The following is a 20876-nucleotide window of genomic DNA, read 5'->3' as shown; positions in this document are numbered from 1 at the left end:
AATCGGGCTGTAACTCATATTACAGCCCGCACTTATTTAGCTCGATAAAATCTTCATCGGTAAGCTTAAAATGGCGTTTTCTGAGTCAGCAAAGTGCATCATCACTGCTACATGGCCAGCAACCACCAGCGCATACATGACCGTTGAAAAGCCTTGGCCATATTTATCTAATGGCAATAAATGCGAGTAATGGCGGCCGCGCCATTCAAATACAATTTCCAGTGCGCCAACAAACAAAAAGAACACCAGCAACATCAAGCCAAACGTATAGCTAAGCCATAAACCAAATAGCACACCTAGTAAGCACACACTTAAACCAACCCATGAGCGCATTGAAAAGCTAATACTTTTTAGTACATGCCCACCATCTAGCGGTAAAATAGGCAGTAGATTGAATAAATTAAGCAGCGCACTAAGTACCGCAACGCCTGCAAATATTTCCATTTCTGTAGCGTAATAAAACACTACACCTAGCACTGAGGTAAACAAACCAAAGGCAGGGCCCATTAGTGAGATCACCACATCTTGCCAGCGCGTAGTTATTTTATCGTCGCTAACGGCTAACCCGCCTACAAAAGGAATTAAATAAATGCCTTTGGTTTTTATCCCAAAATACTTCATAGCTCGTACGTGGCCATATTCATGTACCACCAAGCAAGCAATCAGCATTAACGCAAATTCAATGGTAAACAGCCAAGCATAACCGGCCACCGATGCGCTCGCTAGCGCCACTTTAACCACCTTAGCACTTTTAAATAACTTAAAGCCTAGCGCCGCAAGTCCCAAAAAGCCTTTTTTAGATTCGCCTTGCGCCGCCACAGGTAAAGCCAGCTGAGTGGCAAACTGATTATCTACAAATAGCGCAATACTCTGTTGGTTAACGTCACTGCTATCAATACCAATTAGCTGCTCATCAAGCATAAACTCAACATAGTTTTCACGTGGATTTTCAAATGCAATCGCTTGCTGATCATGAAATATTTTTACAATTTGTTGCTTATCTAGCATAAGCGTAAACGGTTGTTCGGCTAGATTCAGATCGATTTTTATCATTGTTATATCAGTTCGCTTAATTAGGGGCGCTATTTTGAGGCAGAAAAATCCAGTCGATAGCAAGGCAAAAACTTCGTTATTTAGTTGCTTTAAAGAAGAATTTTTTAACGCAGCTCGCGTCTGACTTGCCCCCTCAAAATGATTAAGTATTATTGCGGATTGGTATTATAACCATTATAAATTATGGCGCTAGTATACCTACCCACCTAAAAAACACGAGTAAGATAGAATAATTTGTCGATTGGACTTTGCTGATATTTAAAATTTAAAACAGCAATAAATACTGACAAAAACAATTCAAGCGACTATTTTTAAAACAGAAGGATATAAATTACGACCGTTAAGTTAAGGACAACAATGCACACAAAATTACCAAACATACTCGTTGTCGATGACTCAAAAGCCATTTTGATTGTCATGAAAGCTATTTTTAATGAACTCGAAATGTCACAAACCACAACCACCTGTTTAAACCCTGTTAAAGCACTTGAAAAAGTAAAAGCTGATATAAACTATTTTGATGCCATATTTACCGATCTTAATATGCCAGAAATGGATGGCATGGAGCTGATCCGTAACTTAGGTGAAATAGGCTATTGCGGTGCAATTGTTATTATTTCTGAAATGGACCCTAAAATAATCAGCCTAGCCGCTGACCTCGCTAAACAGCACAATGTGCATTTAATTGGCAACCTATCTAAGCCTGTGCAACTCAATCAGGTAAATACGTTACTTACCAAAATCGCTCAGTTAAACAGCCACACACTTGTAAAAGAGCGCCCAATCACTAAAGAAAAACTAATTAACGCATTAAAAAATAATGAAATAACACCTTACTATCAACCTAAAATAAATATAAACACCAATCAAATACAAAGTGTTGAAGTGCTGGCTCGCATTGTATCAAGTAAAGACGAGCGAGTTATTTTACCAAGCCGTTTTATCAGCCTGGCTGAGCAATGCGATTTAATCAATGACATTACGTTTACGCTATTTGAAAAAGCCTGTGGTGACATCAAGCAACTAAAAGAGCAGCTGGGTACAAATTTGAAATTGTCATTTAACTTATCGCCGTGTCAGTTAGATGATTTAAACAGCCCCAATAAGTTATTACAGCTTCTACAAAAACATGATGTTTTACCCAGTGATGTGGTGCTTGAAATAACCGAGCAGCATGCCCTTTCAAGCTACACACAACTCGAAACCTTAAATAGATTAAGAATATTCGGCTTTGGTATTTCACTCGATGACTTTGGCACTGGTTTTACTAATATTAACCAACTGAAACAGCTGCCATTTACAGAAGTAAAAATAGATCGCTCTTTTATCAGCCACATAGAAACCGATAAGTTTTCTCAAGTGGTAGTCAGTTCACTAATTAATATGACAACCCAAGAGCAGCTTGAATTAGTGGCCGAAGGGGTTGAGCGCCCCGAAGAGCTGGCCTACCTCAAGCATTATCAAACAAATTTAGCTATACAGGGCTTTTTATTTAGTTGCCCAAAAGCAAAAGCTGAATTTATCTCGTGGGCCCAACACTGGATAAAAACAGCTGCTAAAACAAAAAACAGCTAACGAGATTCATTATCGTCGGCGCTGACGATATGCTCACTATCAGCTAAACGCTGGTGCCAACGCTGCTTTGCTACGGCGCGCATATTGGTAGATTGATCTCGCTCATCCACAATTTCTAAGCCCATTAACGCTTCTATCATATCCTCGAGCGTTACAATTCCTTGCACATCACCATATTCGTCAATCACTAAGCAAATGTGGGTACGTTGAGTGAGTAATGTTTGTAATAGTGACGATACATTTTGGGTGCTCGGTACCGTATAGATAGGTTTAACTAACTTACTAATTTTGTAATCTGTGCCTAACCGATGATATGCCAACATAATATCGTTTTTATGTACAAAGCCTATGATATCGTCAGCGTCTTTGTCATAAATTAGCACTCGAGAGAATGACGACGAACCGTGTTCACTCAAGTATTGATTAACGGTAAGGTCTTTATGGATTTTAAAAATGACCGTACGCGGTGTCATTAAATCGGTTAGTTTTGCATGCCTAAAGTGCAGCAAATTACGAATGATTTCTGATTCATCAGCATGAAGCGCCCCAGACTCACTACCAATGTCGGCCATTGCTTCTATTTCTTGGCGAATATAATAGGCCTCATTATGCTTTTGACCCATCAAATTAGTTAGCTTTTGTGCTGCCCAAACAAAAGGCTTAAGGACTAGTACCAAAATACGTAAACCATAAGTCACACTAGGCGTTAAAGCACGCCAATAATTAGCCCCCAGCGTTTTAGGAATAATTTCAGATAACACCAGTACCAATAAAGTCATAATCGCAGACGCAATCCCCACAGCCGCATCTGAAAACACCACGGCAGCCTGTGCGCCCACGCCCGCAGCACCGGCAGTATGTGCAACAGTATTAAGTGTTAAAATAGCCGCTAATGGCTGATCGATATTACTTTTTAGCTTCTCTAGTTGCTTAGCCAGTACTGGCCGCTCTTTACGAAGCAGCGCAACATAACTAGGTGAAATGCTCAATAGCACCGCTTCCATGACAGAACATAGAAACGAAATCACAATCGCTGTAACCATGTAAACGATTAATAGTGTCACTTTTTTTCCTCTAAATTGGATATATGAGCATCATAACAATACATGCTATATTTGGCCAAATCTCCAATAATAATAGGCATAGCAATGAATTTAAGCGCACCTTGGCATCGTTACGCAAAACGTTTTACTCACTTGGCAGCCCTACTCACATTAAGTAGTTTGAGTTTAACGGCATTAGCTGCCCCACTCGATCAATCAAAAATTCAGTTTATCGGGCCTCTTGCAGAAGACATGCAAGCAAAGCCATTTCAAACACCGCATGGCGACGTGATTATCAATAATCTGCTTGCACAAATTGAATCAAACAAAGAAAGCTTTGTTGTGTTTGGTAAAAAGCACAAGTGGCAACCACTTGATAAAATTAACGCGCTTACTTTAGGCGGTTTACAAGCACTTAAATTTAATATTGAAACTAACCGATTTACTCAAGGCTCCTTAAACATTAAAGGAATAGAGCAAGGCCAGGTTTTTATTAACGGTGAGAAACAAAGTGGTGAAAACCAACGCTATCAGCTTGCTTTAAATAACGGCTCACACACCGTTATTGTCATTGCTCAACAGGTTGCTAATTGGAATGATGTCACCTTAGAGTTTGTGCCAAAAGCAGAAACTGACGCCGTGACCCTAACGACAAATAAGACCAAGCGCTTATCGGCTAAGCAATTGTTTGACGCCCCAACTATTAGCGGCTTGTCTTTGTCACCTGATGCTAAGCATTACTTAAGTACAACAAAGCGTTACAGCGATAAAACAGGCAACGACGCCATTACCACAACCGAGCTTAAAAATACTAATAACCAAACGGTATACCGATTTGAAGAAGCGCAGCCTAGCCAATTCACTTGGAGTCCTGATAATCAATTTTTAGTCTATTTACTCAACGGCGAATTAAAGCAGTTAAACCGTAAAACTTTCGCTATAAAAACCTTAGCCTCAGGCCTTGAGGGGGCAAGCAACTTTAGCTATTACAACGATAATAGTATTCTTTTTAGCTGGTCCAAATCACCTGAAGAAACCAATAGCCTCACTAAACATCATAAAGGCTTGCAAGACCGTTGGTCTTACGCCCGTACGGTTAGCCAATTATATTTACTCGATACCCACAGTGGTTTAACCAAAGCCCTGACCGAAGGCGTATTAAGCCATCAACTTGAAGATGCTAATAGCAACCGTGGAAAACTATTAATAAGTCGTCCAGTAATGGCCATGCAAGCCTCAACCCATCCAGAGACTGAGCTGGTTGAACTTACATTAAAATCCAACAGCATAAAATCGTTAGGTAAGTTTAAAACCTTTAATCAAGCGAAATATACCGCAAACAATATTTATGTTGTTGCAGGCCCTGATTTTAAAAATGGCGCAGGCAGAGTACTACCGCAAACCATGCTGGCGAATAATTATGATGGCCAGCTGTATTTACTAACCGATAACGCTAAAAAAGTAACGGCGTTAAGTAAACAATTTGACCCTGCGATTGGCACATTGGAAGTACTAAGCAATGGCGATGCGTTAATCAAAGTGACAGAAAAAGACACCCAACCACTGTATTTATATGATCTGAGTAAACAACGCTTTAAAAAGTTAGATACAGGGTTTGATATTGTAGAACAGTTTAGTTTTTCAAATACTCGCAATACCCAGCTACTGCTCTCTGGCAGTAATGCTTCAAGCGCCCAACAACTCAAGCGCTTTGACGTAAGCAAAAATAAGGTGGAGTTAATCTGGGATTCAAACCCGATTGCATATGCCAATACCACGATTCCTAAGCTTGAAGAATTTAACTTTACCAATAAGCGTGGCGTAGAAATATCTGGTCGTGTTTACTTGCCAAGTAATATTGATAAAACTAAAAAGCACCCTGCTCTGGTCTATTACTATGGTGGCACCTCACCTGTGACTCGTGGATTTACAGGGCGTTACCCTTTTAATTTATGGGCAGCAAACGGCTATGTGGTTTATGTGGTACAGCCAACTGGTGCAACGGGCTTTGGACAAACTTTTTCAGCGCAACATGTCAATGCGTGGGGCGATTATACCGCCGATGACATTATGCAAGGCACAGAGGCATTTTTAGCTAAATATGATTTTGTAGACAGAAGTAAAGTCGGTAATTTAGGGGCATCTTACGGTGGGTTTATGACGATGCTGCTTGCTACTAAAACCGATATGTTCAGCGCGTCTATTGCTCATGCGGGAATTTCAAACTTAACTTCTTACTGGGGTGAAGGATGGTGGGGATATTTATACTCAGGCGAAGCCTCTAAAAATAGTTTCCCGTGGAATAACTCTGAACTTTATAGCCAACATAGCCCAGTGTTTCATGCCGATAAAGTGACCACGCCATTACTGCTTATTCATGGTGACAGCGATACGAATGTGCCAGTAGGTGAAAGCTTAACTATGTACACCGCGCTAAAACTGCTAAATAAAGATGTTGAAATGATTGAGTACAAAGGAGCCGATCATCAAATATTTGCTCGCGATAAGCGCTTTAATTGGTGGAACACTATGTTGGCTTACTTTGATAAAAAGTTAAAAAATGAACCACAATGGTGGGACTCAATGTACGGCCAGTAGTCATTTAAATGCGCACTTAAAATCATTTATATAAAGTGCGCAATACAAAGGTAATTTCATTATTCTTTTTTGTAATATAAAGTTACCGAAAAAATTAAACTCTGTGTTATGCATGTAACGAATAATGCTAACATGCAAGGCTACTATTAAAAAAATAACAGACTATGGCAATTAATGTTTTATTGGTTGAAGATGACGAGCTGCTAGTAAAGCGCATCCAAAATCATTTTATAAATACCGAGTTCTCTATTGACGTTGACGCAACGGGTGCCGATGCTTTAAGCATGGTTAAAAGCCGTGTAAATCAGCGCAGTGCTATTTCCTTGGCAATTATTGATATTGTGCTGCCAAAGCGCAATGGTTTACAACTTGCCAAAGAGTTAAATACGCTCACCGATATTGGTGTTATTTTGTTATCGAGCCGTGACTCACAAGCTGATCGTATTGCTGGTCTTGCTCAAGGTGCCGATGACTATATTTGCAAGCCTGTCGATTTACTCGAGCTTGAGTTGAGAATGCGCGCTTTATACAAACGTATTGCAAACAATCAACACGACGATGACAGTGAAGAGTTTATCGAATACGCTGATTTTAAACTCCATCCAGATAACCGCACACTCATTACAGCCAGTGGGATTGAATCACGGCTCACCGAAGCAGAGCATAAAGTGCTTATTTGTTTAATCGGCAATGCCGGTAAAGCCACTTCACGTGAAAAAATATCAGAAGAAATTGGCCAGCCTGATTGGAGCCCCAACGATCGTACCGTAGACGTGTTAGTGGGTCGTTTACGTAAAAAGCTTAACGATGAGAAAGATCAAAAACGCATCGTCACCGTGCGTGGTAAAGGCTATATGCTATCTATTTAGTATTGGGTTAACTGCGATAATAAACGCTCAAATGCCCGATAATTAAGCGCTTCTTTAAGCTCATTTAAACTAATTTGTGGCGCGCCTTTTAAATCACTAATGGTACGCGCTACTTTTATCACTCTATGATAAGAGCGCGGCGATAACGCCAGCTTTTCACTGGCTCTAGCTAAAAACTGTAGCTCCGCAGCGGGTAACTCGCAGTATAAGCTCATTTCTTTGTTATTTAGCCGCGCATTCACTTTACCTTGGCGTTTTAATTGTATTGCATAAGCCGCTTCTACTCGCGCTCTCACTTCAGCACTGGTTTCTTCTGCAGTCGTACTTTGTAGCTCCACGCTGCTTAGTCTAGGGAGCTCAATTTGCAAATCAATTCTATCGATAAACGGTCCTGATACCCGCGACAAATAACGCATCACTTGATCAGGGGTCGCCCGTTTATCATGATGGCACCCAGTCGGGCTGGGATTAAGTGCTGCAATAAGCTGAAACTGTGCCGGAAATTCCATTTGTCTTGCCGCGCGCGAAATCGTCACGGTTCCGGTTTCCATTGGTTCTCGTAACGAGTCCAGTACTTTGCGCTCAAATTCAGGCAGCTCATCTAAAAATAATACGCCATTGTGCGCTAACGATATTTCACCGGGTTTAGGGTTAGACGAACCGCCTACCAGCGCAACTGCAGAGCAAGTGTGATGAGGATTTCGAAATGGTCGCTGACGCCAATTGGTTAAATCGATTGAGTGGCCAATAATGGAATACAAAGCGGCAGTATCAATGGCTTCATCATCTGACATGGTTGGCATTATTGTAGACATTCGTTGCGCAAGCATTGATTTGCCGGTTCCTGGTGGCCCTAAAAATAGTAGGTTATGTCCACCTGCGGCAGCAATTTCTAGTACTCGTTTAGCACCGGGTTGGCCTTTTACATCACTTAAATCGAGTAAAAAATCTGGCGCTTGGGTACAGTCAGGGTAGGCAATATTCAATGGTAAAGGTTGTTGGTTGAGTAAGTCTCCCCACACCTCTTGTATAGAGCTTACCGCTTTTCGTTTTACACCGCTGACAAGGCTGGCCAAACTATCGTTTTCAAGAGGAAGAAAACAGCAACGGTTTTGCTCTTTAGCTCCGAGCACTGAGGGTAAAATAGCATTCACTGCACGTATTTCACCATTAAGTGCAAGCTCACCATAAAACTCATACTTATGAATATCAGGGCAGACTATTTGCCCCGATGCGACCAAAATGCCTACCGCAATCGCAAGGTCAAACCGCCCGCCGTCTTTTGGTAAATCGGCAGGTGCTAAATTAACGGTGATACGTTGATCGGGAAATCCAAATTGAGAGTTTTCAAGGGCGCTGCGTACTCTATCCTTGGCCTCTTTAACCGATGCTTCGGGTAAGCCGACAATATGAAATGCAGGTAAACCATTCCCTAAATGCACTTCAACCATAACCTCGGGGGCATTAATTCCTACTTGTGCGCGAGAAAATATACGGGCTAACGACATTCCTTATCCTAGTTAACTGCTGTATTAAACCAGTTTAGTCAGGATATTTAAAAACATGTAATATAATCTTCCATTTAATGGCCGAAAAGCGTAGCAATAAGGTCATTAACATACTCAAGATCATCGCCACTTCCACCGTTAAAGATAGGTTTATAGCTAACGTATACACAATACCACCAGCAATACAGGTAATAGCATAGAGCTCACCTTTGAGCAGCATAGGAATATCGCGGGCAAGCACATCGCGAATCAAACCACCAAAACAGGGGGTGATCACCGCCATAATAATAACCGTCATATCAGGCATACCGGCCAATTGCGCTTTTTGTGCTCCCATTACCGCAAAAAAGGCTAAACCAAATGCATCGGCTGTTTGTAAAACATAATAAGGAATCGATTTTTGTTTATTGATCAGTCGTGTTGTAACAAGCACTGCGGCTAAAATAGCATAGAAGTAGCTTTGATCGTGTAACCAAAATACGGGTTGATCGAGTATCACATCGCGAACAGTACCGCCACCAATAGCCGTAACGGTTGCAAGCACAACCACACCAAAGCCATCCATTTTCTTTTCATAGGCAACCAAGGTGCCCGATATAGCAAATACCGCTACGCCAATTAAATCAAACCAGTGATAGAGTTCAGTCATAATTTTGATTACAAAAAGTTTTAAAGAGTTTAACGCATAGCATACTAAATATTCAGCAATAACACTTTCAAAAAGTAGAATTAGAAAAGAACAGCAGAAATACGTGTTAAAAATAGCGTGAGGGAATATGAATTTTAGGCATAAAAAAACACGCTTTAGGCGTGTTGCTTTACTATAACTGTTTATTTCAGTGGTTGCGGGAGCCAGAGTTTGTAAGGAGCGAACCGACGACCTTTGCGTTATAATGAAGAGCTGAGACCGACGAGCTATTTACTTCACTGAATTTTAGGCATAAAAAAACACGCTTTAGGCGTGTCGATTTAATAAAACATGTTATTTCAGTGGTTGCGGGAGCCGGATTTGAACCAACGACCTTCGGGTTATGAGCCCGACGAGCTACCAGACTGCTCCATCCCGCGCCTGAAATTGCAGATTTATTTATAGTTGCTTACATTACAACTTGGCTTTCAATGAAAAATTGGTTGCGGGAGCCGGATTTAAAGCGACTACCTTTGCTGGCTAATGAAGAGCTGAGACCGACAAGCTTTTCCTTAACTAACACTCTACAGTAACCTCAAACCTCTAAAGGAAATTGGTTGCGGGAGCCGGATTTGAACCGACGACCTTCGGGTTATGAGCCCGACGAGCTACCAGGCTGCTCCATCCCGCGCCTGTATATTTTAAGTCTATCGACTACTTAATTTAATCTCTTAAGTTAGAGTTTACAGTAACCTAAAACCTCTAAAGGAAATTGGTTGCGGGAGCCGGATTTGAACCAACGACCTTCGGGTTATGAGCCCGACGAGCTACCAGACTGCTCCATCCCGCGCCTGTAATTTCTTAGTAACAGTATTGTGTTATTCACAAGCCTGTTTCGAAGAGAGCGCTATAATATAGGAATAAACCTATAATGCAAGGTTTTACTAATTAAAAACGTTTAAGTGAACAAAAACCCATCAAACAGTGATATTTACAGTAATCGCTGATGTGGATTTATCATTTTTTGCCACTCCCAATCGGGATGCCCCATAACAATAAAGTCTGGGTTTTCTGTGCTTTCCCTTTGGTTATAGGTCAGAGGGTTAAACTCAGCATCGGTAATACACCCCCCCGCCTCTTCAACTATTACTTGTGATGCGCCAGTATCCCATTCACCAGTGGGACCAATTCTTAAAAAGCAGTCAGCTTTCCCTTCAGCAACAATACAGGCTTTAAGCGAACATGAGCCTAAAGCCACCGTTGCAAATTGCGCATTTAAATACTGACTCACGGCTTCTATTTTTTGGCGGCGACTTACAGCCAAAGTTAAACTTTCGGGAGGCGCTACAAATATTTGTTTATCATGCTCGCCTTTACGCTTAAACGCCCCATTATTAGCGGTAGCAAAATAGGTCACGCCCTTTGCTGGCCAATGAATCACTCCCAATACAGGATGATTATTTTCTATCAGCGCAATATTAACGGCAAAGTCGCCGCTTTCTAATATAAATTCACCGGTGCCATCCATCGGATCAAGCAGCCAATAGCGTTGCCAGTGCTGCCTGTCCTCCAATGCTGGGATCGGCGTTTCTTCGGACATAATAGGAATATCGGGAGCTAGCGCTTTTAAGCCAGCAACAAGTACATCGTTTGCGGCTAAATCTGCTTTAGTAACTGGCGTATTGTCTGATTTTTCTTGTTGACCAATATCATCTTTTTTATAAATAGCCATAATTGCATCACCTGCACTTTGGGCAAGTGTTATGCATGGTTCAAGTAATTTATCCATTAGTCGCTCCTGAGGCTAAGTACTTATCTAATAATAGCAGAGCGGCAACACTACGTGCTTCAGTAAAGTCAGGTTGTTCTAATAGCGACTGCCACTGCGCAAGTGGCCATTTAACAAGCACTAATGGCTCTGGCTCATCACCTAATAGGGTTTCAGGGTATAAATCTTTAGCAAAGAGAATATGCATAGTGGCATTGAAATAACTAGGCGCCATAGTGACCGTTTTAAGTGCTTCAAAGTATTCTGCACCAAAGCCAATTTCTTCTTTGAGCTCTCGGTTTGCCGCTTGCTCAGGTGTTTCACCGGGGTCAATTAATCCTTTAGGGAAACCTAACTGATAGTCATTGGTGCCGGCGCAATACTCTCGAACGAGTAGTAATTCGTTTTCAGCTGTGATGGGTACAATCATAACGGCTCCACGGCCACCGCCGCGAATTCGTTCATACTGACGCTCTTCGCCATTTGAAAATTTTAGTTCTAAAGACTCCACAGTAAATAAGCGACTTTTAGCGACAACATTATTACTGAGAATTTGTGGTGGTGTTGGGTGCTTTTTCTGTGTCATGGGCATCAATTTGCTATCATTGCAGTTATACTAATCATATACCCAAATGAGTATAAGATGCGAGTTTCAGTTTGAATTAAAAGCAATTTAAATGCAGAATTAATCATAAAATATCTTACCCGTAGTTAAGGTTAAATATTTATCTGGCGTTATTGAATTCGCCCTTAATATTTCATCATTGGGTATATGTTTTTAAAGTTCAATTAACAGAGCCCATTATATTTCGCTTGTAAGCATTTCATCGCAACGTAATCATTTAACGCCTCAATTTCCACAAGGATATATCATGCTCAATTGGTCAAAAATCGATACTGTATTACTCGACATGGACGGGACTTTACTTGATTTACATTACGACACTGACTTTTGGCTCAATGTTGTTCCACAACAACATGCTCTGGCTCAAAATATCAGTTTTGAGGAAGCCCGCGCAGATATCTTAAAACGCTATCAGGCTGTGAGTGGCAAAATTCAGTGGTACTGCTCTGACTATTGGGAAGCACAGCTAAACTTACCTATTCTCGAATTAAAGCGTCAGTCTGCTCACTTAATCAAAATACGTGAAGATGTTCCGCATTTTTTAACTGAACTTCGACGTGCAGGTAAAGAACTCATTTTACTTACCAATGCTCATCCAGAATGTGTAATGCTTAAATTTGAACATACCGCTATTGATAATTATTTAGACGGAGTGGTGTCAACGCATGAATATGGGGTAAGTAAAGAGCAACAAAGTTTGTGGCATAAGGTTCAAGGGGATTTAGGGTTTGATAAACGCCGCACATTATTTGTAGATGACAGCTTACCGGTATTAAATGCGGCTCGAGAATACGGCATTGAGCATTTACTTGCGGTTGCTAACCCGAATAGCCAGCAACCACATAACGAAATAACCGATTACTTAAGCGTTACCGATTACCGTAAGCTTATTTAGCTTATTCACCCTGAGGGTAACGCGCTACTAAGCCTTGATATACCTGTTTTGCAAAATCTGCATGCTCAGTATCAAGGCTTTTAACTACTTCAACTAAGTGTTCGTTATCTTCTTTGCCATGCCACACTTTAATGTAGCTACCCTCTTTGTAACCATGATCCTGACGGAAGAAGTTCAGCGTATTTTTACCCACATAGCCACGATATAAATCATCAATATCCATACCGATTTGTGCCATACAACCGGCAAAAGCAGCCGCGTTAAAAGTTTTATTGGCAACCGCACTGGCCGCTAATAATTCAAGCGTTTGTTTAAAATCATCGCCTTGCTGTGGGGCGCTCATTTGAGTTTGTAGCTGCGTAGCGATTTGCTCGTAGCTGGTCTTACCGTCGATACGTAGCGATAAACCAAAATGAAAAATATCAACCAGCTCTAAAATCACTTGCTCAGTATCTGGGGTTTGCTTTTTCCACCATTTCCAACCGTAATGGTCCAGCATTTCTGCACATTCAACCCAAATAGCTCTATACCATTCAAAGCCTTGACTAAACCATTGCTCATGTACTTTGGTATTCATGGCATTTTGCATTTCTAGCATAACAACTAGTTTGTTTAAATTCGCAGACATATTGGTTCCACTGTTGGATTTATAATTAGGGTAATAATACAGATAATATAACTTAACGACCAGCCGAAAACTCATGCCACGAGTTGATCAGGTCAACAAAGTCTTCAAAACCACAACCACTGCTTAAATCATTCTCTTCAAGCATGAGTTCGTCATCTTGGTAGGCTAATATATCTTCGTTATCTTGATGCAGCGCATGCGCTTCGAATAATGCTTCATCTTTAGATAGAATTAGGTCAATTTCTTGGCCTTTAAGTGTTACCGGCTCAAAGCTTGAACTCACCGAGCTAATAAGTGCCTGCACCATAGCCACTTTGTCTTTGCCTATTTCTTCATTTAACCAACGGCCTATAATCGCGTGCTCGCTGCTAATTTTAATTCTTAACCCACTAATAGGATCGCGAATAAATTGGTATTCCATAACTTTATTCCAGTACTGCTAAATACAACAGATTATAACCTAGTCAGTTATGAATAACGCAAGCCAGATACAAAAATAGCGCCATAAGGCGCTATTAAAGTATGCTCACTATAGCTAACCGCCTGAGCGATAGCGGGCAGCATCAATAATTGCCCATAAATGGAATACGGCTCCAACAATGGCTGGAACAACTAAAAACCATAGCGCATAACCGCCAAAAACCAGAATTGCAAAAACAAGTGCCGCTAAAATACGGCCCTGAACCAACTGCCCTAAACCTGGGAAAAAAATATTACATAGAGCGGCGATTACATTTCCGCCAGAACCTTGTTGAGACATACTAACCTCTGTAGTTTAATTAATTTTGTATTTGTACTTATTATTTATACTTACACACTTTATGCCAATTTATTAAGGCTTACAAATCATACAGTTAAATTATTACGAATTTATCAGTTTAGTATTTTTTGCCAAAAATAAGTCAAATTAGCAATTTTAAATAGCTATTTTAGTTACTTGCTCAGTTTATACTGTTAACTATTCAACAACTTAAATACGTATTTTATAAATAGCTGTTTATAAAAACAGTATTTTATTTAGCCTAACAAAAACACCTGTTATACTGCTCTCATTATTGATTAAAAAGGCGTAACGATGGACGTTTCAGAATTACTCGATGGCTTAAATGATAAACAACGCGATGCCGTTGCAGCGCCATTACAAAACATGCTGGTATTAGCAGGAGCAGGTTCAGGTAAAACTCGAGTATTGGTTCATCGTATTGCCTGGTTAATGCAAGTAGAGCAAGCCTCTGCCTATAGTATTTTTGCGGTAACCTTTACTAATAAAGCCGCTAAAGAAATGCGCTCACGGGTTGAAGAAACATTAAAAGCCCCTGTAGGCGGCATGTGGATTGGTACTTTCCATGGTTTATCGCACCGAATTTTGCGTGCACATCACCGTGAAGCAAACTTACCTGAAGCCTTTCAAATTTTAGACTCTGACGATCAGCTTCGTATGATCAAGCGCTTATTAAAATCGATGAATATCGATGATAAAAAATGGCCGGCAAAGCAGTTTGGTTGGTACATAAGCGCTAAAAAAGATGAAGCTCTGCGCCCTAAAGATATTCAGGCATACGATATTAACGAGCAAATGATGCTGCGCGTTTATGCCGCCTATCAAGAAGCTTGTGATAGAGCGGGCCTTGTTGATTTTGCAGAAATATTACTACGTAGCTATGAGGTTCTTAAAAATAACCCAACCTTGCTGCGTCATTATCAGCAGCGCTTTGCGCACATGCTTGTAGACGAGTTTCAAGATACCAACACCATTCAGTATGCGTGGTTAAAACTACTTGCGGGCGATACCAGCAGCATCATGATTGTAGGCGATGATGACCAAAGTATTTATGGTTGGCGCGGCGCAAAAATAGAAAACATTAAACGCTTTTTAACCGATTTTGATGCAGAGACGATTCGCCTTGAGCAAAACTATCGCTCGACTGCCACTATTCTTAAAGCCTCAAACGCGTTAATTCAAAATAACTCCGAGCGAATGGGAAAAAGTTTATGGACCGACGGTAACGACGGTGAACCTATCTCTATTTATGCTGCTTTTAATGAGCTAGATGAAGCGCGCTTTGTGAGTAGCAAATTACGTAGCTGGCTTAATGCGGGTAATGCACTTCAAGATGCGGCTATTTTATATCGTAGTAATGCGCAATCGCGGGTACTTGAAGAAGCAATGCTACAAGAAGGTTTAAAATACCGAATTTATGGCGGTATGCGATTCTTCGAACGCCAAGAAATTAAAGATGCACTTTCATATTTACGCTTAGTGGGTAACCGCCAAGATGATGCGGCATTTGAGCGTGTTATTAATACGCCCGCCCGCGGCATTGGCGATAAAACATTAAGCCATATACGTGACTGCGCTCGCGCTGAATCTTTGCCGCTTTGGTATGCTGCTAAAGCCATTGTAGAGCAACAGCATTTATCGGGTCGCGCTTCTGGAGCGGTTGCCAAGTTTGTTGAGTTAATTGAACATATTGAAGATAAAATTAGTGACTTAACGCTGCATGAGCAAGCTAAATATGCCATTCAAACCTCAGGGTTAATGGCAATGTATCAGGCTGAAAAAGGTGAAAAAGGCCGTGCTCGGGTTGAAAACTTAGAAGAATTAATTAGCGCCTGCGATCAATATGAACTCCCTGAAGAGGAAGAGTTTAGTTCACCACTACAAGGCTTTTTAGCCTACACCTCGCTTGAATCAGGTGAAGGGCAAGCTGATGAACATGAAGATGCGGTACAAATGATGACGCTTCACTCAGCTAAAGGATTAGAGTTTCCGCTGGTATTTATGGTCGGTGTTGAAGAGGGCATGTTCCCATCACAACAAAGTAATGAAGAAACGGGCCGTTTAGAAGAAGAACGTCGCCTTTGTTATGTAGGTATGACCCGTGCTATGGATAAGCTGTATATAAGCCACGCAGAAAGCCGCCGTTTATATGGTCAAGAAAAATACCACAGCCCATCGCGTTTTTTACGTGAAATACCCGAAGACTGCGTAGAAGAAATTCGCATTAAAACCCAGGTTTCTCGCCCGCCAGCAGCTGGTCGCTTTAGTGCATCGGTTAGCCATGCCGCCTTTGAAGAAAGCGGATTTAATTTAGGTCAACGGGTGCTACATGCAAAATTTGGCATTGGTACGGTGCTTAATTACGAAGGCAGTGGCGCACAATCGCGAGTACAGGTTAACTTTGACGACTTAGGTAGTAAGTGGTTAGTAACAGCTTATGCAAGACTACAAGCCGTTTAACCGCGTTATAGAGCATCTGCAACAGCAGCTAACGAATGCTAAACATCGTCAGTTACTCTTGCTTACAGGCGATAAAAATTGGTGTTATGAGCAATGCACTCAGCTGCTTGCTCAATTACAGCAACCCTCTTTTGTTCTTTCTAAAAACACAAATTTAGTTAATGCACATTGGCCAGAGCATACCCATCAAATTTTAGGGCAAGAGTGCGCCCATGCTGTTTATGATGGCTACAGTGGACTGGTGCCAGATAAACTAGCAGCCTTAGCGGGCGTAGTTCAAGCGGGTGGCTTTTTAATTGTATTACTTCCAGCGCTCGAATCACTTGAACATTGGTGCGATCCTGCGCTGCCATTATTTCAATCATTTGGACAAGCGCATCAATACAGCTTTTTTAATCAACGCTTAAAGCACTTACTGAGCAGCGCCTCCTTATTACATTTTAATCAACAAGATGGCTGGGTTACTCTTGCCGACATTGATGCATCAGCAGGTACAATAGATTTTACCGAGCAACAACAATGTGTTAAATTAATAAAAAAAACCGCGCACGGACGGGCAAATAGACCATTATTGATTAATGCTGATCGGGGACGGGGGAAATCAGCGGCATTAGGGATTGCCGCAAGCGAGCTCAGCGATAAAAAAATCCTTATCAGCTCTGTGCAATTTCGCGCATTACACAGCAGCTTTAAACATTTAGCAAACGCACTCAATTTAGAGTATCAAGCAGGCAATAAATGCATTGCAAATATGCAATATGTGGCACCTGATCAACTACTTAACGAACAGCCTGAGTGTGACTTGCTATTAATTGATGAAGCGGCAGCAATCCCTGTTCCAATGCTCATAAAACTACTCCACCTTTATCCTCGCGTGGTATTTTCAAGCACCATGGTTGGCTATGAAGGCAATGGTCGCGGCTATATTCTAAAGTTTACTCGCTACATTAAAACGCATTTTAAAAATATGCGCAGTATGACTCTTGAGCAGCCTATTCGCTTTGCAAAGCAGGACCCATTAGAGCAGCACATTCGCACGTTATTAGCCTTAGATGCTGAACATCACAGCCTCACCTTACACTCTACCCCTCTGCAATTTAAGCAGTTACAGGCACATCAACTTGCTAGTAACGAGTCACTACTTTATCAAGTGATTGGGTTGCTAACGCTGGCACATTATCAAACCAGTGTGAATGATTTACGCCACTTACTAGACGCCACTAAACAACATGTATTTGTTTGCCAACAAGGTGATAATATTCTCGGTGTCTGTTTAATTGCGATTGAAGGTGGGTTTAATGCCGCCATGAGCAATGAAATAGCACAAGGAAAGCGCAGGCCTCAAGGTCACTTAATGGCACAAACGTTAGCACAATTGAGTTTTAATGCTGATGTTTTAAAACAACACTGCGCCCGCGTGGTGCGTATTGCCATTGATCCACAGCATCACAACAAAAAAATAGGCACACAGTTACTTAAATACTGTGAACAGCAATTGCAGAGCGAGTGTCATTGGTTTGGTGCCAGCTTTGGTGGCAATGCGCAATTACTCAGTTTTTGGCAAAGTAATGGCTTTGATTTAGTTAAACTCGGTTTTCAAAAAGATAAGGCAACGGGCGAGCACAGTGCATTAGTTGTTAAAAGCTTAACTAAAAGTGATCAACTAGTAGAGCAATTAGTAGCACAGTTTGAAGCCGATTTCCCTTTGCAACTACTCGATCACTATAGTCAGCTTGATTATCAACTGGTCGCGAAAATTGTCTCTCATTTTAATACTCATACTAGCAGTATCACTGAGCAATTAAGATTAAAGTCTATGTTAACAAGTGACTACCAGCTTTTTAATATAAAACCATTGCTCTGGCGACGTTTTTGGGCATTGCCGTATAGCTTGCCAACCGATGACGATAATTTCCAATATGTTTTTATTAGGCTAGTATTACAAAATTGGACACCGAAAAATATCCAAAGTCAGTTAGGTTTGAATGGCACAAAGTCATTTAATACATTATTTAAAAAGGCTGTAAATAATTGGTATGAGCGCATTTCGCATAATAGCAAACCTTAACATTGTCCTTATAGCATTAGTGCTTGGGCAAACTTTCGCGCATGCCGAGCAAACCAACAACAAAGTAATTAAGCTGGGCATGTCTACTGCACTGACTGGCCCGGCTAAAAATATTGGCCAACAGTTACATAAAGGTAGCAGCGTTTATTTTGACAAAGTTAATAACGTTGGCGGCATTAATGGCGCTAAGGTGCTACTTTTAGTTGCTGACGATCACTATGAACCCAAACAAACCGTTAATAATACTCGTGAGTTTATTTACACAAATAAAGTTGATGCCCTGTTTGGTGCCATGGGTACCCCAACCAGCCATGCAATTATACCTTTACTAGAACAATCAAAAATTCCGTTCTTAATGCTTTTTAGCGGGGCGAGCTTTCTACGTGAAAAACCGTCAGTTAAAGCATTTAACTTAAGAGCAAGCTATAACGACGAAGCACAAGAACAAATCAAATACCTCGTTGAAGAGCATAAACATACTAAAATAGGGCTGTTTATACAGGCTGACGAATTTGGCTTATATGTAGAATCAGGACTAAGAGAAGCACTCGCTAAATATAACCTTACACCGGTAATAGTTGCTCGCTACAAACGCAATAGCCAAGATGTGGAGTCGGCACTTAATACCTTAAAATTAAGCGGAGTTACGGCAATCTGTTTAGTCGGCACTTATGAACCACTCTCTGAGTTTATTAATAGCGCCCAAAAGCAAGGGTTTAATCCTGAATATACTAGCGTTTCGTTTGTACCCAGCTTTGACTTATTTGATGAAGTAAACTCACCCTCACATATTATGGTAACGGAGATTGTTCCAAACCCACTAAATTGTAACGATAATTTTTGTACTGAGTTTTTAGCCGATATGCAAGCGAGCAACATTAAAAAACCGAGTCGTCTTCATTTTGAGGGTTATATTAACGCTATGGCATTTAGCAAAGCAGCGAAAAACTGTCAATTCCCCCTTCAGCAATCCTGCCTGATGAATGAGCTTAATTCTTTATTAGTAACCGATACACTTATCCAAAAGTTATTCATAAATACTGAAAACAACAATAAACGTAATGTTTATCGCTCTTATTATGTGAATAAATAAATACCTTGCAAATATTGTTCTATCCTTAGTATACAAACTTAGTATGTGAGGAAGCCATGGACTTAATTAATTTTAAAGTGGGTTATAAAACCATTTCACTTAAGATTCTTGATATCTTATTAACGGAACAATTTCATAATAACCTCACGGTGCTGCCTAACGATAACGAGAGCTTCCTAGGCGTTAAAGATTATATGGGGATCCCAACCCCAGTATTTGACTTAGGAATAATTTTAAATGGCGTGTCTACCGAGCACAGTAACCGTGATGCGTTAAAGCAACTTAAATCTTGGCAAAAACAACTCAATACGTGGTTTAATAAATTAGAACAAGCGTTACTAAGTTCGCAAAATTCGTTAAATACGAGTCAATATGAGCTTGCTGACTTTGAACAATTTTATATGGAATTTAAAACCGATAACGACGAATTAAAAAGTACGATGTCACGCTTTAATGAGCCGTTTAAATCACTTTTACAAAAAGTAGAAGACGCTATTAAAGTACATAAACAAAAAAATAGTAAACAAGTCCTCATACAGCTTGAAATTGTAAAGCGCCATGAGCTGATCCAATTAGAGCGCTTATTTGAATCAGCCAAAGAGCAAATAACCTTAGACTATAAACCGATTATTGTTTTTACAACAAAAGATGGAATGACCCCGCATGTTGGCTTATTAGTTGATAAAGTAGAAGATAATATTGAATATAGACAAGAAGATATAAAACCTCTCGATAAGTTGACTGAAATAGGCTTTGATATTGATCCACAAACAAGAAATATGATGCATGGATTAATTAAGCTAGCCGACAAACACAGCGTACTTATTGATCCAAGCGCTATATTTAAACCCAAAGAGCTTCAAACCTCTAGCAACGCACAAGAGCAAGAGACTGAAGCCTATGGACTGTTCTAAGCTAATTATTTGTATAAACAATACTAACGAACAACAGTGCAGTTAGTGTGTTTTTGGCTCTGAATATTTTTCTTTAACCTCAGGCCTTTCATCTAATTTTGGAACGTTTAAAAAAGCCCGACTCAGTGAGTCGGGCTTTCTAAATTTGGAGCCATGGTGCGCTACTTCGTAGCAACAACGCAGTAGAATATCGTGGTGTCAGCTCTGATCGACTCTCTTCCTTTAACCTAATACCTTTCACCTCGAACCTGCATTTTCACTTTCCTACAGACGTAAAAAAGCCCGACTATTTCGTAAGCGTCCGGCCAACCACACCTAGCAACACCATTTTTTGTATTTGAAAATACCTTCAACTTTTTATTGGAGGTCA

17 protein-coding genes and 3 tRNA genes are annotated in these 20876 nt (G+C 40.7%); 8 read left to right on the top strand and 12 right to left on the bottom strand.

Annotated features, from left to right (window positions below):
• Window positions 1-36: 36 nt before the first annotated feature.
• Window positions 37-1053, bottom strand: coding sequence for a site-2 protease family protein (locus AAEY57_RS02695; RefSeq protein ID WP_350606188.1), 1017 nt, complete (start codon window positions 1051-1053; stop codon window positions 37-39).
• Window positions 1054-1410: 357 nt separating this feature from the next.
• Between AAEY57_RS02695 and AAEY57_RS02690 the strand changes: the two genes are divergently transcribed.
• The gene (locus AAEY57_RS02690) at window positions 1411-2628 is read left to right on the top strand and encodes an EAL domain-containing response regulator (RefSeq protein ID WP_350606185.1); all 1218 of its coding nucleotides are present in this window, start codon (window positions 1411-1413) and stop codon (window positions 2626-2628) included.
• Here AAEY57_RS02690 and AAEY57_RS02685 read toward each other — a convergent pair.
• Window positions 2625-3692, bottom strand: a complete 1068-nt coding sequence (locus AAEY57_RS02685) for a hemolysin family protein (protein ID WP_028835911.1) — start codon at window positions 3690-3692, stop codon at window positions 2625-2627. The genes AAEY57_RS02690 and AAEY57_RS02685 overlap by 4 nt on opposite strands.
• Window positions 3693-3776: 84 nt before the next feature.
• On the opposite strand from AAEY57_RS02685, the gene AAEY57_RS02680 reads away from it, so the two are divergent.
• Entirely contained in the window at window positions 3777-6269 is a 2493-nt protein-coding gene (locus AAEY57_RS02680; protein WP_350606183.1) for an alpha/beta hydrolase family protein, read from the top strand.
• A gap of 164 nt (window positions 6270-6433) precedes the next feature.
• A complete protein-coding gene (locus tag AAEY57_RS02675; protein ID WP_013463763.1) occupies window positions 6434-7138 on the top strand; it encodes a response regulator transcription factor in 705 nt (234 codons plus the stop codon).
• Here the strand turns inward: AAEY57_RS02675 and AAEY57_RS02670 are convergent.
• From AAEY57_RS02670 to nudE, 7 genes are all read right to left on the bottom strand, one after another.
• Window positions 7135-8646, bottom strand: a complete 1512-nt coding sequence (locus AAEY57_RS02670; RefSeq protein WP_013463762.1) for a YifB family Mg chelatase-like AAA ATPase — start codon at window positions 8644-8646, stop codon at window positions 7135-7137. The genes AAEY57_RS02675 and AAEY57_RS02670 overlap by 4 nt on opposite strands.
• A gap of 34 nt (window positions 8647-8680) precedes the next feature.
• Window positions 8681-9295 carry a trimeric intracellular cation channel family protein gene (locus tag AAEY57_RS02665; RefSeq protein WP_024601286.1) on the bottom strand — a complete coding sequence of 205 codons (615 nt, stop codon included), beginning with the start codon at window positions 9293-9295 and terminating at the stop codon, window positions 8681-8683.
• A 342-nt stretch (window positions 9296-9637) separates the two neighbouring features.
• Window positions 9638-9714, bottom strand: a tRNA-Met gene (locus tag AAEY57_RS02660).
• 174 nt (window positions 9715-9888) lie between these two features.
• A tRNA-Met gene (locus tag AAEY57_RS02655) sits at window positions 9889-9965 on the bottom strand.
• A gap of 82 nt (window positions 9966-10047) precedes the next feature.
• Window positions 10048-10124 (bottom strand) — tRNA-Met (locus tag AAEY57_RS02650).
• A gap of 141 nt (window positions 10125-10265) precedes the next feature.
• Entirely contained in the window at window positions 10266-11063 is a 798-nt protein-coding gene (gene cysQ, locus AAEY57_RS02645; protein WP_350606178.1) for a 3'(2'),5'-bisphosphate nucleotidase CysQ, read from the bottom strand.
• Window positions 11056-11628 carry an ADP compounds hydrolase NudE gene (gene nudE, locus AAEY57_RS02640; RefSeq protein ID WP_350606176.1) on the bottom strand — a complete coding sequence of 191 codons (573 nt, stop codon included), beginning with the start codon at window positions 11626-11628 and terminating at the stop codon, window positions 11056-11058. Before nudE ends, cysQ begins: the two co-directional genes overlap by 8 nt.
• A gap of 286 nt (window positions 11629-11914) precedes the next feature.
• On the opposite strand from nudE, the gene yrfG reads away from it, so the two are divergent.
• Window positions 11915-12562, top strand: a complete 648-nt coding sequence (gene yrfG, locus AAEY57_RS02635; protein ID WP_090495025.1) for a GMP/IMP nucleotidase — start codon at window positions 11915-11917, stop codon at window positions 12560-12562.
• Window position 12563: 1 nt separating this feature from the next.
• Here the strand turns inward: yrfG and AAEY57_RS02630 are convergent, their stop codons facing one another.
• The 3 genes from AAEY57_RS02630 to AAEY57_RS02620 all read right to left on the bottom strand — a co-directional run bounded on the left by AAEY57_RS02630 (window position 12564) and on the right by AAEY57_RS02620 (window position 13950).
• The gene (locus AAEY57_RS02630) at window positions 12564-13190 is read right to left on the bottom strand and encodes a dUTP diphosphatase (protein WP_064663519.1); all 627 of its coding nucleotides are present in this window, start codon (window positions 13188-13190) and stop codon (window positions 12564-12566) included.
• A 52-nt stretch (window positions 13191-13242) separates the two neighbouring features.
• Window positions 13243-13611 (bottom strand): YacL family protein, encoded by a 369-nt coding sequence (locus AAEY57_RS02625; protein ID WP_013463756.1) that lies wholly within the window; start codon window positions 13609-13611, stop codon window positions 13243-13245.
• A 114-nt stretch (window positions 13612-13725) separates the two neighbouring features.
• The gene (locus tag AAEY57_RS02620; protein ID WP_036955616.1) at window positions 13726-13950 is read right to left on the bottom strand and encodes a hypothetical protein; all 225 of its coding nucleotides are present in this window, start codon (window positions 13948-13950) and stop codon (window positions 13726-13728) included.
• Window positions 13951-14265: 315 nt separating this feature from the next.
• Here AAEY57_RS02620 and uvrD point away from each other — a divergent pair, with 315 nt between their 5' ends.
• Genes uvrD through AAEY57_RS02600 form a run of 4 tightly spaced genes read left to right on the top strand, consistent with a single transcriptional unit; the run spans window position 14266 to window position 20506 of the window.
• Complete coding sequence (gene uvrD, locus AAEY57_RS02615) at window positions 14266-16431, top strand: DNA helicase II (RefSeq protein ID WP_008108265.1); 2166 nt, start codon at window positions 14266-14268, stop codon at window positions 16429-16431.
• A complete protein-coding gene (locus AAEY57_RS02610) occupies window positions 16409-18499 on the top strand; it encodes a GNAT family N-acetyltransferase (RefSeq protein ID WP_350606170.1) in 2091 nt (696 codons plus the stop codon). The genes uvrD and AAEY57_RS02610 overlap by 23 nt, the downstream gene beginning before the upstream one ends.
• A complete protein-coding gene (locus AAEY57_RS02605) occupies window positions 18468-19592 on the top strand; it encodes an ABC transporter substrate-binding protein (RefSeq protein WP_350606167.1) in 1125 nt (374 codons plus the stop codon). The genes AAEY57_RS02610 and AAEY57_RS02605 overlap by 32 nt, the downstream gene beginning before the upstream one ends.
• 56 nt (window positions 19593-19648) lie before the next feature.
• The gene (locus AAEY57_RS02600; protein WP_350606164.1) at window positions 19649-20506 is read left to right on the top strand and encodes a chemotaxis protein; all 858 of its coding nucleotides are present in this window, start codon (window positions 19649-19651) and stop codon (window positions 20504-20506) included.
• The last annotated feature ends 370 nt before the right edge of the window (window positions 20507-20876 follow it).

Origin of the sequence: Pseudoalteromonas sp. MER144-MNA-CIBAN-0113, from assembly GCF_040308965.1 — a bacterium.
In the GTDB taxonomy this organism is placed as follows: Bacteria; Pseudomonadota; Gammaproteobacteria; order Enterobacterales; family Alteromonadaceae; genus Pseudoalteromonas; species Pseudoalteromonas tetraodonis.
Note: the sequence above shows the minus strand (reverse complement) of the source record. Positions and strands in the feature narration are given on the sequence as shown.

Bases quoted from the DNA above. Each gene is read 5' to 3' on its own strand.
- AAEY57_RS02670 (WP_013463762.1), bottom strand. From the start codon at position 8,646: ATGTCGTTAGCCCGTATATTTTCTCGCGCACAAGTAGGAATTAATGCC.
- AAEY57_RS02610 (WP_350606170.1), top strand. From the start codon at position 16,409: ATGCAAGACTACAAGCCGTTTAACCGCGTTATAGAGCATCTGCAACAG.
- yrfG (WP_090495025.1), top strand. From the start codon at position 11,915: ATGCTCAATTGGTCAAAAATCGATACTGTATTACTCGACATGGACGGG.
- AAEY57_RS02605 (WP_350606167.1), top strand. From the start codon at position 18,468: ATGAGCGCATTTCGCATAATAGCAAACCTTAACATTGTCCTTATAGCA.
- uvrD (WP_008108265.1), top strand. From the start codon at position 14,266: ATGGACGTTTCAGAATTACTCGATGGCTTAAATGATAAACAACGCGAT.
- AAEY57_RS02625 (WP_013463756.1), bottom strand. From the start codon at position 13,611: ATGGAATACCAATTTATTCGCGATCCTATTAGTGGGTTAAGAATTAAA.
- AAEY57_RS02690 (WP_350606185.1), top strand. From the start codon at position 1,411: ATGCACACAAAATTACCAAACATACTCGTTGTCGATGACTCAAAAGCC.
- AAEY57_RS02600 (WP_350606164.1), top strand. From the start codon at position 19,649: ATGGACTTAATTAATTTTAAAGTGGGTTATAAAACCATTTCACTTAAG.
- AAEY57_RS02620 (WP_036955616.1), bottom strand. From the start codon at position 13,950: ATGTCTCAACAAGGTTCTGGCGGAAATGTAATCGCCGCTCTATGTAAT.
- nudE (WP_350606176.1), bottom strand. From the start codon at position 11,628: ATGACACAGAAAAAGCACCCAACACCACCACAAATTCTCAGTAATAAT.
- AAEY57_RS02665 (WP_024601286.1), bottom strand. From the start codon at position 9,295: ATGACTGAACTCTATCACTGGTTTGATTTAATTGGCGTAGCGGTATTT.
- AAEY57_RS02695 (WP_350606188.1), bottom strand. From the start codon at position 1,053: ATGATAAAAATCGATCTGAATCTAGCCGAACAACCGTTTACGCTTATG.
- cysQ (WP_350606178.1), bottom strand. From the start codon at position 11,063: ATGGATAAATTACTTGAACCATGCATAACACTTGCCCAAAGTGCAGGT.
- AAEY57_RS02630 (WP_064663519.1), bottom strand. From the start codon at position 13,190: ATGTCTGCGAATTTAAACAAACTAGTTGTTATGCTAGAAATGCAAAAT.
- AAEY57_RS02675 (WP_013463763.1), top strand. From the start codon at position 6,434: ATGGCAATTAATGTTTTATTGGTTGAAGATGACGAGCTGCTAGTAAAG.
- AAEY57_RS02680 (WP_350606183.1), top strand. From the start codon at position 3,777: ATGAATTTAAGCGCACCTTGGCATCGTTACGCAAAACGTTTTACTCAC.